This window comes from Bacillus sp. N6, assembly GCF_052805735.1.
In genome coordinates this window covers 4,150,980-4,161,666 of record NZ_CM127843.1, presented here as the reverse complement: position 1 = coordinate 4,161,666, position 10,687 = coordinate 4,150,980, and the positions used below count along the sequence as shown (strand labels likewise).

The following is a 10,687-nucleotide window of genomic DNA, read 5'->3' as shown; positions in this document are numbered from 1 at the left end:
TATGAAGAAAATAGTCTTTACAGGTGGCGGTTCGGCAGGACATGTAACACCTAATTTAGCCATTATCCCATATTTACAGGAAGACAACTGGGATATCTCTTATATTGGTTCTCATCAAGGTATTGAGAAAACGATTATAGAAAAGGAAGGCATTCCCTACTATAGTATTTCGAGTGGAAAGCTACGTCGTTATTTTGATTTAAAAAATATAAAAGATCCTTTTCTTGTAATGAAGGGGGTTATGGATGCGTATGTAAGAATTCGAAAACTAAAACCAGATGTGATTTTTTCAAAAGGCGGTTTCGTATCTGTACCAGTCGTAATTGGAGGATGGCTAAATAGAGTACCAGTTTTATTACATGAATCTGATATGACGCCAGGACTAGCAAATAAAATTGCGCTTCGTTTTGCTTCGAAAATATTTGTTACATTTGAAGAAGCGGCGAAACATTTACCGAAAGAAAAAGTAATATATACGGGATCTCCTGTACGTGAAGAAGTGCTGAAGGGAAATCGAGAAACAGGTTTAGCATTTTTAGGTTTTTCACGTAAAAAGCCAGTTATTACGATTATGGGAGGTAGCTTGGGCGCGAAAAAAATTAATGATACGGCTCGAGAAGCATTACCAGAACTTCTTAAAAAGTATCAAATTGTTCACCTTTGCGGAAAAGGTAACCTTGATGAAAGTTTACAAAATAAAGAAGGATATAGACAATTTGAATATGTACATGGAGAACTGCCAGATATATTAGCGGTAACAGATTTTGTTATTTCACGCGCGGGCTCCAACGCAATTTTTGAATTTTTAACATTACAAAAGCCGATGGTTTTAATTCCATTATCGAAATTTGCAAGCCGTGGAGATCAAATATTAAATGCAGAGTCCTTTGAAAGGCAAGGGTATGCCTCCGTATTATATGAAGAAGATGTAACTGTAAAATCTCTTATAAAGTATGTCGAAGAATTGAATCAAAATAATGAGAAGTATAAAACAGCACTAAAAAAATATAATGGAAAAGAAGCAATTAAAACAATCATTCAAAATATTTCAGAGGCATGATGAAACAATCATGCCTCTTTTAGTAGGGTGAAAGATTCCAAGAATTGATATTTTTATGTTACAATAAAGTGAAACTTTAATCAGTTGGGGGCATGCTCCATCTGACTTCTTTGCTTTCACTGGAATTTGAGGAGGGGGTTTTACTGCCCTCAAATAGCGGGATAACAAATGGGTTAATAGGGAAATTCCAATTAATGAAGCGTGAAAATACGAATGGATTAGGAGTGACTGTGTTGGAGCTAAGTCTCTATGAAAATACTGCACTTATTATATGCTTTGTGTTGTACGTTGGTAGTGTTATTGTTTATATTTCAAGGAAATTTTCGCAAGAAAGAGAGCTTGAAAAATCAGAGATAACAGCTGAACTAGAAATGTTAGCTGATGAAAGTTATAAAAAACAAAAAATAAAAGAAGACCATGAAGCATCCCATCATTTAAACGCAAATAAGTTTTAAAGATGGGGATTTTTTTTGAAGTTGTTCTTTATTATAGCTATAACAATTAACGCTAAAAAGGAGTTTCCCCATACATAATGAAGGAGTGTATATAAATGAATTTTTATATCGCCTCAGGTTTCCAAAATAAACATCTTGTATGTTCCGTAGCAAATGAACTGAAACATGCAGGATGGCACCATACATATGATTGGACCAAAAACGAAAGAGCAGTGAATCAAGAACAATTAAGAGAAATTGGTCAGGCAGAAAAAAATGCTGTAAAAGAAGCGGATGTGTTTTTACTTATATTAGATGGCGGAAACGGGAGCCATACAGAGTTTGGAATGGCGATTGCACTAGAGAAAACGATATATGTATATGATGCAGGAAACCCGCTCCAAACAACGTTCTATCACTTGCCAGAAATAAATATTTTTGAAGGAGATGTAGCTGAGTTTGCATCTTATGTTATGAATCATGTGAAATAATAGTAACTACCTAAAAGGTTATAAAAGTGATCTTTTGGGTACAGTGATGATAAGAAACGTATATAAAGGAGTACATAATATGAAATTAGAAAATGGATGGGAAACGAGCTTTTTAGAAGTCGTACAAAATAGTGAATTTAAGAAAGAGGCACTTCTTAGTCAATTGCTTTGTCAGGATAGTGAAGAAGTAGAAGAGCTTGTGGATGATTACGGCTACGAAGAACTTGTTGAACGTGAACATGATGATGAGTTAGCTGAAATCTTAGGAGAAGAACTTTTTAGTGAGATGGAACGCCAAGTATTCTTATCTTCAAACCCAGAAGAAAAACTTATTGCATTCGTCAATGGATTAGGTTTTCATGTGTTAGATTGGATCGTTCTTCTTGAAACAGAATTTGGCATTGATAGTGCAAACTTTACATCAGATGCTGTAAAGGTGTTAGAAAAGCGTTTCAGACAGTTTCCGTACATAGAGAACAATACAATTTTTGATATGACATTTGGAGAATCGATGGATGTATTAGAATCTGTTACAGGATTACAACTAAAGGAAAAGATGAACATATAATGAAAAAAGAACGTGATTCAATCACGTTCTTTTTTTACATAATAATAATTTTATCATCTAGTTTTGTCTGCCCGGTAAGAAGTGCGTTTAAATATTCCACTTTTCTTATACAAGCTTGTATATGTCTTTCAACCTCTTGTAACTCTGCTTGGTGATGTGTTTCAATTGGATGAATTTGTACGTTGAATTTTTCAAATTGACTACTATATGTTATTTCTGCATAGCCGCTCATAATATCGGTTTCGTTATGAAATAAAAATTGCCTCGTTTTGTCACAGAATGATACATCCTGAAAGCCATATACTTTTAATGCTTCAATTACTTTTTTAATCATTTTTGTATTCATTTTTTTAACCCTCTTTACGAAGTTCTACTTTTATATTATAACATAAAAAATTACATAGAAAGCGCTTCCAAGTGTATTTTATTATAAACTTTACGTTTCAATCACAAAAATGAAACAAAGAAAAAATAATTGTAAAGAAGGAAGGACTCTTTTATTGTTTCGTCATATATATAGAGAAATAGTGCAATGAAAGGAAATTTTCCGAGGTGGAGATCGTATTTCCAATTTGAGCGCAGTAAAAGAGGTGAGAATCTTGAACTTTGATATTGTAGGACAAAAAGCATATATAAAAGATGGACCGCATCGGAACCGAATTGGAATTGTAAAGAAAAACGAGACAAAATTAGCATCGCAGTTTGCTATTGTAATTGGAGAACAAATTATTGATGTAGAGCTAAAGGATATCGTGTTAGTTGGAGTAGACGTAGGACAATTTCATAAATGGTGCGAACAAAATGGTTATTTGTGAAAAGGACGGGCTGTGAGATAATGAAATATATTTGAGGAAAGAGAATATATTATTGTATTCTCTTTTTCTATGTTTAAGGAGGCGAAAATGAAATATAAAGAACAGGAGTTTACGTTGGAGTTAAAAGAGAACATTCAATGTATGGAGAAGGAAATAGAGCGAATGTCACTTAAATTGTATAAAGAGTATTCGCATTTATACATAGAAAAAAACATGGAATTAGATATGGGATTTGCAAGAGAAAAAGAGAATCCCTTTGAGGTGGGTTATTATTCAACAGTTGCTATAGCTATATTAGATGAAGAAAAAGAGATGATTAAATTTCACGATATTCCAATTTATTAATGTTAAAGAATCTTTTTAGGAATGCCAATTCAATCAAACATTTTGGGTAGTAAGAAAGTAGGAGAACTCGCTGATGAATCTTGTTATGAGATTGAGGAAGAGTTAAAAGAGCAATTAGAAGAATACTTGGAGTGATAATTCTCAAGATAAGATCTATAAAGAGGGAACGGAATAAAAAAGACGCTAACAATTGTATGTTAGCGTCTTTTTTTCATTATGAAGCAATTTCACCAGTTTTTGTATCATCTTGATTGTACGTATCTTGATCTAATTCACCAAGCCATTTACTTGAAATAAGACCTGCTGTCATAGAACCACTTACGTTAAGAGCTGTACGACCCATATCGATTAATGGCTCAACCGAGATAACTAGAGCAACAATACCGATTGGTAAGTTCATTGTAGATAGTACGATTAAAGCTGCGAATGTTGCACCGCCACCAACTCCGGCAACACCGAATGAGCTAATAGCAACAACAGCGATTAAAGTTAAAATAAATTGTGGTTGTAATGGATCAATTCCTACAGTTGGAGCGACCATCATTGCAAGCATTGCTGGATAAATGCCTGCGCAACCGTTTTGTCCGATAGATACCCCAAATGAAGCTGCGAAGTTTGCAATTCCTTCGGAGATACCAAGCTTTTCTTTTTGAGCTTCAATATTTAATGGCATCGCACCAGCACTAGAGCGAGATGTGAATGCAAAAGTTAGTACAGGGAACACTTTTTTCAAATATTGAATTGGATTTAAACCAGACAATGCAATTAATAATAAGTGAATGATAAACATTACGATAAGTGCTACATAAGAGGCTAATACGAAGTTACCAAGCTTTAAAATAGCATTTATATCGCTACCAGCAACTGTTTTTGCCATAAGAGCTAATACGCCGTATGGAGTAAGGCGTAAAATTAATGTTACCATACGCATTACGATTGCATATACAGCATCAAGCATTTTCTTAAATAGCTCTGCTTGTTCTGGATATTTTCGTTTTACACCTATAAAGGCAATGCCGATAAAGGCTGCAAATATTACGACAGAAATTGTTGATGTTGGACGAGCGCCTGTTAAATCAAGAAACGGATTTGTAGGCAATAGCTCTAATAATTTATCTGGAATTGTTGTCTTTTCAATAGAAGTAAATCTTTCTTCAACTAGTTTCAGACGAGCAGATTCTGCATCACCTTGTTGCAAGCCTGTTGCAGATACATCAAATCCTGCACTTGCAGCGATACCGACAGCTGCAGCGATTCCTGTAGTAAGAATTAAAATTCCGATAATAAGACCACTAATTTTACCAAGGTTTTTCGTTAACTGTAATTTTGTAAATGCTGAAATAATAGATACTAAAATAAGTGGCATAACGATCATTTGAAGTAATTTCACATAACCGTTACCAATTAAGCCAAACCAAGTATTTGATTCAATAATTACTTTAGAAGTTGGCTCATAAATGAATTGTAATATAAGACCGAATAAAATTCCGACTCCTAAAGCGGTAAATACACGTTTATTAAAAGATACATGCTTACGTTGCATATAATATAATACGCCAACTAAGATGAGCATGACTGCAACGTTAATTCCGACAAGCAGTGTATTCATGTTGATTCCCCCTAATTCCAATCTGTTATATAGAATATAAGGTAATAAAACCTATAAGTCAACTAGGAAATTCCGGGATTAAAAAAAAGATGGCAAAATGCCATCTTTTAATGTCCAGCCCCAGGGACAAGTAAAAATGTCGTGTAGTATGTAAATCCTATGAAGAAAACAGTTAAATATGCCCCGAATACGTATATATACATACGCTCTGTTAATTTTAAATAGCTTAAAAGTACGAAGAAACCTGTTTGTCCTAAAAATAGTAGTGCAGCCTGTTGCATATCTCCTACGTAAAACATAACCGAGAAAATTCCAGTCCAAAAGCCGAGAACGCGAAACATGCGATCCATGCTATTTCCCTCCTTTTCTAGAAAAAGTAAAACCTCTTTTCATTATAGTTTATTTTTCTTACTATTGTAAATATTCGTTCATATAAAAAGAAGCCAATTATTATTGGCTTCTTTTTATATGATAAATTAAATTGTTAGTTTATAATTACAAGATTTACATCCATCTAATAGACTATCATGTCGAGTTAATTCCATGTTAGGGAATAGGATTTCAAAAATGCCTTTCATCATATCTCCGTGCATGTTACAAATTTCAGTTGGATGATGAACAGCAACTTCTTTAAATGGACAATTGTGTACATCATAGAAAATTTTTGTTCCATCTGCACTTAATTCAAATGCAGGTGATAAGCCGGCTGTTGAGAAAGCTTCTTTTGCAATTTGAACTTTTTGCTCTACTGTTAAAGCATCTTCACTCACATTTAAACGTTGCATATGTTGTTGCATTAATTCGGCCCCGAATTGTTTTCCTGTTTCGTATAGCGCTTTTTCACCAGCAGCGCCAAGGTTAAGTAAAGAATTAAATGCTATTCTTGCTAACAATTGATAATCACGGAATGGAAATTGCAATTGAATAACATCTTCAGATAAGACATATAATCTGCTTGGTCTTCCGCCTTTTCCAGTTTTCTTCGTTTCCGATTTAAGCATATGAACATCTTCTAATTTAGATAAATGTAAACGCGCTACGTTTGGATGAATATCGAATTCATCTGCAATTTCTTGTACAGTTACATAACTATGTTTTTGCGAAATATATTTATAAATGTAATAACGAGTTGGGTCAGCTAAAACACCTGTAATTTTTAAAGCTTGTTCCATGAGGATCTCCACCTTTATCACTTTATCCAAGATAATAACATTATAATACAGATAAACATGAGTATAGGTAATTTCAGACAATAATTCAGAAATTGTTCATAATTTCACAAACATATTTTTCCTTTTTGTTCTAGTGAAAATACAAAATTCCAAATTTTTATTGTGCATGTTTTCATGCTATATACATAGTGAGGAGGGAAAAGTGATGAATGGGATTGAAATTTTTGCGAATACAATTTTAAAAGAAGCGTGTAGGGTACAAGCGTCAGATTTACATATTGTGCCCCGGCAGAAGGATGTAGCGGTGCAACTACGTGTAGGAAAAGATTTAATGACGAGACATTGTATTGAAAAGGAGTTTGGAGAAAAACTTGTCTCACATTTTAAATTTTTAGCATCTATGGACATAGGAGAGAAACGGAAGCCACAGAATGGTTCGTTGTATTTGCAAATTGATGGACAAGAAGTGTATTTACGCCTTTCAACACTTCCAACAGTATATCAAGAAAGTCTCGTTATTCGCCTTCATTTACAAGCATCTGTTCAGCCCTTATCACATCTTTCGTTATTTCCAAGTACGGCAGCAAAACTACTCTCGTTTTTACGCTATTCACAGGGGCTACTCGTGTTTACTGGACCGACTGGTTCTGGGAAGACAACGACAATGTATGCATTATTAGAGGTAATTAGAAAAAAGAAAACACGTCGCATCATTACACTTGAAGATCCGGTTGAAAAAAGAAGTGACGATGTATTACAAATTCAAATAAATGAAAAAGCGGGTCTCACATATGAAACAGGATTAAAGGCTATTTTACGTCATGATCCAGATATTATTTTAGTCGGTGAAATCCGTGATGAAGAAACAGCAAAAATAGCTATAAGAGCAAGTTTGACAGGACATTTAGTCATGACAACGCTGCATACGAATGATGCGAAAGGAGCAATCATTCGTTTCATGGATTATGGTATAACGAGGCAAGAGATTGAACAGTCTTTATTGGCTGTAGCTGCACAGCGACTTGTCGAATTGAAGTGTCCGTTTTGCAGAGGAAAGTGCTCAACTTTATGTAAATCAATGAGGCAAGTAAGGCAAGCAAGCATTTATGAGCTGCTATATGGATATGAGTTAAAACAAGCGCTTAAAGAAGCAGATGGAGAATGTGTTACTTACAAACATGAGACTTTAGAATCGTCAATAAGAAAAGGATATGCTTTAGGTTTTTTAGAAGATGATGTTTATGTTTAAGAAAACTTGGAGTTTAAGTGATCAAGTAGTATTGTTGAAACGTTTAGGAGAATTACTAGAAAAAGGCTACTCTCTTTTACAAGCATTAGAATTTTTACAGTTTCAATTACCTGTAGAAAAGAAAGTACAATTGCAGCACATGATTGAGGGGTTAAAAGATGGGAAAAGTCTACACGATTCTTTTCATCAGTTAAAGTTTCATCAGGACATGTTAAGTTATTTATTTTATGCCGAGCAACATGGTGATATTTCTTTTGCTTTGCAACAAGGAAGTGCACTTCTTTATAAAAAAGATAAGTATAGGAGAGATATGATGAAAATCATGCAGTATCCTATGTTTTTAATGTTTTTTCTACTAATCATGCTTTTTATTTTCAACCTCATTTTATTACCTCAGGTTGAAATGGTTTATAGTTCGTTCGGTTCTAATACACCACTACTTACAGAACAAATTTTAAGTGCAATAAAACTGCTACCTTACATTATTTTAACCGCTATTTTAACTGTTATTATTGGATGTAGTTGGTATATGTTGTATTTTAGGAAACTTCCACATATTAGCCAGGTAAAAATCATGCTTCGTATGCCCCTCATCAAAACATTTCTTATTTTAAAGCATTCACATTATTTTGCTACTCAGTTGAGTGGTTTATTAAATGGTGGACTATCAGTATGCGAAGCTTTAACAATAATGATGGAGCAAAGATATCATCCGTTCTTTCAATATGAAGCGAGCCGGATTGAAAGACAATTAATTGGAGGAGAACAGTTACAATCTATCATTGCTAAAAGTGGGTATTACGAGAAAGAACTTTCTTATGTTATTACGCATGGACAAGCAAACGGCAATTTAGCGATTGAATTAGGTGACTATAGCGATCTTATTATGGAAAAGATGGAACGGAAAATTAAACATATGTTAGTTATCATTCAGCCTATTTTATTTACATGTATTGGAGGAATCGTTGTCCTTATGTATTTAGCGATGATTATGCCAATGTTTCAAATGATGAATTCTATTTAGGGGGCATTTGTATGCAGAATGAGGAAGGATTTACTCTGTTAGAGATGCTATTAGTAATGGTTGTCATAACTATATTATTACTATTAATTATTCCGAATGTAGTTACACAGCGTTCATCGGTCCAAGGAAAAGGGTGTGCAGCTTACGTGAAATCTATAGAAGCGCAAATACAAGTATATCAATTACAACATAATAAAATTCCATCGTTAAAAGAACTGACAGATGAAAAGTATATTACAACTGATAAGTGCCCGAATGGCGAATCTATTCATATTTCAGATGATGGCTCAGTATCAATTAGGGCATTGTGAAACAACAGGGGTTTACTTTTTTAGAAATGTTACTCGTTTTATTTGCTATTTCTGTATTAAGTGTAGTTACGTATTTTAGTGTTCATTCCTTATACGAGCGACAAAAAGTTGAACAATTTTTGAGACAGTTTTCAAATGATATTTTGTATATGCAGCAATTAGCGATAAATCGTCAAAAGCACTATACATTACGTTGGCATAAAGATAGAAATATGTATGCTATAAAAGAGTCAGGTACAAAGTATTATATCGTCAAGCGGGAGTATGAAGAAGATATACAAATTGATTTGCATACGTTTCCAAATCCGATGACATATAATCCAAGTGGAAATATTAATAGAGGTGGTACGATTATAATTTCATATCGAAATTATAAATATGAAATTGTATTTCAGCTTGGAAGAGGGAGATTTACGTATCGTGAAATGTCAAAAAGGATCCATAATGGCTGAAATGATTGTATCGTTAAGTATTTTAATGATGGCTGTATCGTTACTACTACCGCAAACAGTATTAGTTATGCAAGAAAGAAAAAATATACAAATTCGTTATAAGGCATCTGGATTATTAAAAAAGGAAGCAATTATATATATGTATGGAAATGAAGAAAAGCGAATAATAGAAAAGAATATGAATGGAATTGTGTATTACACATATTGGGGAGGCAATGAAGTTTGTACCATGTGGAGAGATGTGAAAGACAGAGTGATGGAACAATGCTTTTATGTAGGAGAAAAAATAAATTAGAATTTGGTTTTTCATTAATAGAAATGATTGTATGTCTGTTTCTATTATCAATATTTTTTTTGCTCTTTCCCCGCCTACATTTCATTGAAATGGAAAATAAACAGTCGAAAGGGTTAAATGATTGGGAGTGGGATGTGTATTTAGGGCAAATGCAATTGGAGTTTCGTGAAGTATCATCTGGAGAACAGCTAGCATTTGAAAATGGAGAAAGTATTTTACGATTTCGATCGCGTAATGGGAGTGAAGTATCGTATGAAAAAGAGAATAGTCGTCTTATAAGAAAGGTAAATAGGCGCGGGAGGGAAGTTGTTTTACAAAATATTGGAACGGTTTCTTACAAACTAACACCTCATGTACTCATTATAAATGTGAAAGATACTAGCGGAAAAATATATGAAGGTGTAGTTATGCGATATAGTGAAATGGAAATGAATGTATGAGAGGGCAAAATGGGTTTACAATGCCTGGAACACTCATCTTTCTTATTTTATTAACTTCTTTTTTTATATACGAAACAAATATGTTGTTTACAGATAAAAATTTTTATATAGAAATAGAACAAAAGTTTTTACTGGATGAACTACTTAACCGATCTATTACAGATATAAAAAAAGACTTACAGCAAAAAGAAAAAGAAGGTGCATTTTTCTTTCAGTATGAAAAGGGAGAAGTGAGTGGAAATTATATCTTTGAAAATGATTTAATTCTCGTTGCGTTGCAGTGTACACTCAAACAGGAAGCTTTCTATACGGTGAGCTTTCGGTATAGAAAAAAGGATGGAAAAATAGTCGATTGGATAGAAGAATAGTATGTAAAAAATACGAAGAAAAACCAGGGATTTCTATTGTAAATTGAATTGATT

The 10,687-nt window shown here is 33.6% G+C and carries 16 protein-coding genes and 1 pseudogene; 13 read left to right on the top strand and 4 right to left on the bottom strand.

What is annotated here, in order from left to right; translation table 11 throughout:
- The first annotated feature begins 1 nt into the window (after position 1).
- From murG to ACUXVC_RS21410, 4 genes are all read left to right on the top strand, one after another.
- Complete coding sequence (gene murG, locus ACUXVC_RS21425; protein WP_000724780.1) at positions 2-1,060, top strand: undecaprenyldiphospho-muramoylpentapeptide beta-N-acetylglucosaminyltransferase; 1,059 nt, start codon at positions 2-4, stop codon at positions 1,058-1,060.
- A 194-nt stretch (positions 1,061-1,254) separates the two neighbouring features.
- Positions 1,255-1,515 (top strand): DUF3966 domain-containing protein, encoded by a 261-nt coding sequence (locus tag ACUXVC_RS21420; RefSeq protein WP_000817964.1) that lies wholly within the window; start codon positions 1,255-1,257, stop codon positions 1,513-1,515.
- Between the two features lie 95 nt (positions 1,516-1,610).
- Positions 1,611-1,985: a nucleoside 2-deoxyribosyltransferase gene (locus ACUXVC_RS21415; protein WP_088020495.1), complete on the top strand. Its 375-nt coding sequence runs from the start codon at positions 1,611-1,613 to the stop codon at positions 1,983-1,985.
- Between the two features lie 79 nt (positions 1,986-2,064).
- On the top strand, positions 2,065-2,553 hold the full coding sequence (locus tag ACUXVC_RS21410; RefSeq protein ID WP_139213257.1) for a hypothetical protein: 489 nt from the start codon (positions 2,065-2,067) through the stop codon (positions 2,551-2,553).
- 34 nt (positions 2,554-2,587) lie between these two features.
- Here the strand turns inward: ACUXVC_RS21410 and ACUXVC_RS21405 are convergent, their stop codons facing one another.
- Complete coding sequence (locus ACUXVC_RS21405) at positions 2,588-2,899, bottom strand: hypothetical protein (protein ID WP_001093240.1); 312 nt, start codon at positions 2,897-2,899, stop codon at positions 2,588-2,590.
- Between the two features lie 253 nt (positions 2,900-3,152).
- Here ACUXVC_RS21405 and ACUXVC_RS21400 point away from each other — a divergent pair, with 253 nt between their 5' ends.
- Complete coding sequence (locus ACUXVC_RS21400; RefSeq protein WP_001008326.1) at positions 3,153-3,368, top strand: DUF3912 family protein; 216 nt, start codon at positions 3,153-3,155, stop codon at positions 3,366-3,368.
- A gap of 87 nt (positions 3,369-3,455) precedes the next feature.
- Positions 3,456-3,848 (top strand): annotated as a pseudogene (locus ACUXVC_RS21395) (hypothetical protein).
- A 79-nt stretch (positions 3,849-3,927) separates the two neighbouring features.
- Here ACUXVC_RS21395 and ACUXVC_RS21390 read toward each other — a convergent pair.
- The 3 genes from ACUXVC_RS21390 to ACUXVC_RS21380 form a co-directional block, all read right to left on the bottom strand.
- Positions 3,928-5,322 carry an L-cystine transporter gene (locus tag ACUXVC_RS21390; protein ID WP_001094344.1) on the bottom strand — a complete coding sequence of 465 codons (1,395 nt, stop codon included), beginning with the start codon at positions 5,320-5,322 and terminating at the stop codon, positions 3,928-3,930.
- Between the two features lie 107 nt (positions 5,323-5,429).
- Positions 5,430-5,672, bottom strand: a complete 243-nt coding sequence (locus tag ACUXVC_RS21385; protein ID WP_000375619.1) for a DUF2626 domain-containing protein — start codon at positions 5,670-5,672, stop codon at positions 5,430-5,432.
- A 126-nt stretch (positions 5,673-5,798) separates the two neighbouring features.
- Positions 5,799-6,494, bottom strand: a complete 696-nt coding sequence (locus ACUXVC_RS21380; RefSeq protein ID WP_375853418.1) for a helix-turn-helix transcriptional regulator — start codon at positions 6,492-6,494, stop codon at positions 5,799-5,801.
- A 205-nt stretch (positions 6,495-6,699) separates the two neighbouring features.
- On the opposite strand from ACUXVC_RS21380, the gene comGA reads away from it, so the two are divergent.
- Genes comGA through comGG form a run of 7 tightly spaced genes read left to right on the top strand, consistent with a single transcriptional unit; the run spans position 6,700 to position 10,633 of the window.
- Positions 6,700-7,743 carry a competence type IV pilus ATPase ComGA gene (gene comGA, locus ACUXVC_RS21375; RefSeq protein WP_001013187.1) on the top strand — a complete coding sequence of 348 codons (1,044 nt, stop codon included), beginning with the start codon at positions 6,700-6,702 and terminating at the stop codon, positions 7,741-7,743.
- Positions 7,736-8,767, top strand: a complete 1,032-nt coding sequence (gene comGB / locus ACUXVC_RS21370) for a competence type IV pilus assembly protein ComGB (RefSeq protein WP_375853416.1) — start codon at positions 7,736-7,738, stop codon at positions 8,765-8,767. Before comGA ends, comGB begins: the two co-directional genes overlap by 8 nt.
- A gap of 11 nt (positions 8,768-8,778) precedes the next feature.
- A complete protein-coding gene (comGC, locus tag ACUXVC_RS21365; RefSeq protein ID WP_053563652.1) occupies positions 8,779-9,078 on the top strand; it encodes a competence type IV pilus major pilin ComGC in 300 nt (99 codons plus the stop codon).
- A complete protein-coding gene (gene comGD / locus ACUXVC_RS21360) occupies positions 9,075-9,530 on the top strand; it encodes a competence type IV pilus minor pilin ComGD (RefSeq protein ID WP_002094140.1) in 456 nt (151 codons plus the stop codon). The genes comGC and comGD overlap by 4 nt, the downstream gene beginning before the upstream one ends.
- The gene (locus tag ACUXVC_RS21355) at positions 9,523-9,825 is read left to right on the top strand and encodes a type II secretion system protein (protein ID WP_144465161.1); all 303 of its coding nucleotides are present in this window, start codon (positions 9,523-9,525) and stop codon (positions 9,823-9,825) included. The genes comGD and ACUXVC_RS21355 overlap by 8 nt, the downstream gene beginning before the upstream one ends.
- Positions 9,795-10,265 carry a competence type IV pilus minor pilin ComGF gene (comGF, locus tag ACUXVC_RS21350; RefSeq protein WP_000923102.1) on the top strand — a complete coding sequence of 157 codons (471 nt, stop codon included), beginning with the start codon at positions 9,795-9,797 and terminating at the stop codon, positions 10,263-10,265. The genes ACUXVC_RS21355 and comGF overlap by 31 nt, the downstream gene beginning before the upstream one ends.
- On the top strand, positions 10,262-10,633 hold the full coding sequence (gene comGG / locus ACUXVC_RS21345) for a competence type IV pilus minor pilin ComGG (protein WP_069356197.1): 372 nt from the start codon (positions 10,262-10,264) through the stop codon (positions 10,631-10,633). The genes comGF and comGG overlap by 4 nt, the downstream gene beginning before the upstream one ends.
- Positions 10,634-10,687 lie beyond the last annotated feature (54 nt).

Excerpts from the sequence above, each read along its gene's own strand:
- murG (WP_000724780.1), top strand. The coding sequence starts at position 2 with ATGAAGAAAATAGTCTTTACAGGTGGCGGTTCGGCAGGACATGTAACA.
- ACUXVC_RS21420 (WP_000817964.1), top strand. The coding sequence starts at position 1,255 with ATGAAGCGTGAAAATACGAATGGATTAGGAGTGACTGTGTTGGAGCTA.
- ACUXVC_RS21415 (WP_088020495.1), top strand. The coding sequence starts at position 1,611 with ATGAATTTTTATATCGCCTCAGGTTTCCAAAATAAACATCTTGTATGT.
- ACUXVC_RS21410 (WP_139213257.1), top strand. The coding sequence starts at position 2,065 with ATGAAATTAGAAAATGGATGGGAAACGAGCTTTTTAGAAGTCGTACAA.
- ACUXVC_RS21405 (WP_001093240.1), bottom strand. The coding sequence starts at position 2,899 with ATGAATACAAAAATGATTAAAAAAGTAATTGAAGCATTAAAAGTATAT.
- ACUXVC_RS21390 (WP_001094344.1), bottom strand. The coding sequence starts at position 5,322 with ATGAATACACTGCTTGTCGGAATTAACGTTGCAGTCATGCTCATCTTA.
- ACUXVC_RS21385 (WP_000375619.1), bottom strand. The coding sequence starts at position 5,672 with ATGGATCGCATGTTTCGCGTTCTCGGCTTTTGGACTGGAATTTTCTCG.
- ACUXVC_RS21380 (WP_375853418.1), bottom strand. The coding sequence starts at position 6,494 with ATGGAACAAGCTTTAAAAATTACAGGTGTTTTAGCTGACCCAACTCGT.
- comGA (WP_001013187.1), top strand. The coding sequence starts at position 6,700 with ATGAATGGGATTGAAATTTTTGCGAATACAATTTTAAAAGAAGCGTGT.
- comGB (WP_375853416.1), top strand. The coding sequence starts at position 7,736 with ATGTTTAAGAAAACTTGGAGTTTAAGTGATCAAGTAGTATTGTTGAAA.
- comGC (WP_053563652.1), top strand. The coding sequence starts at position 8,779 with ATGCAGAATGAGGAAGGATTTACTCTGTTAGAGATGCTATTAGTAATG.
- ACUXVC_RS21355 (WP_144465161.1), top strand. The coding sequence starts at position 9,523 with ATGGCTGAAATGATTGTATCGTTAAGTATTTTAATGATGGCTGTATCG.
- comGF (WP_000923102.1), top strand. The coding sequence starts at position 9,795 with ATGCTTTTATGTAGGAGAAAAAATAAATTAGAATTTGGTTTTTCATTA.
- comGG (WP_069356197.1), top strand. The coding sequence starts at position 10,262 with ATGAGAGGGCAAAATGGGTTTACAATGCCTGGAACACTCATCTTTCTT.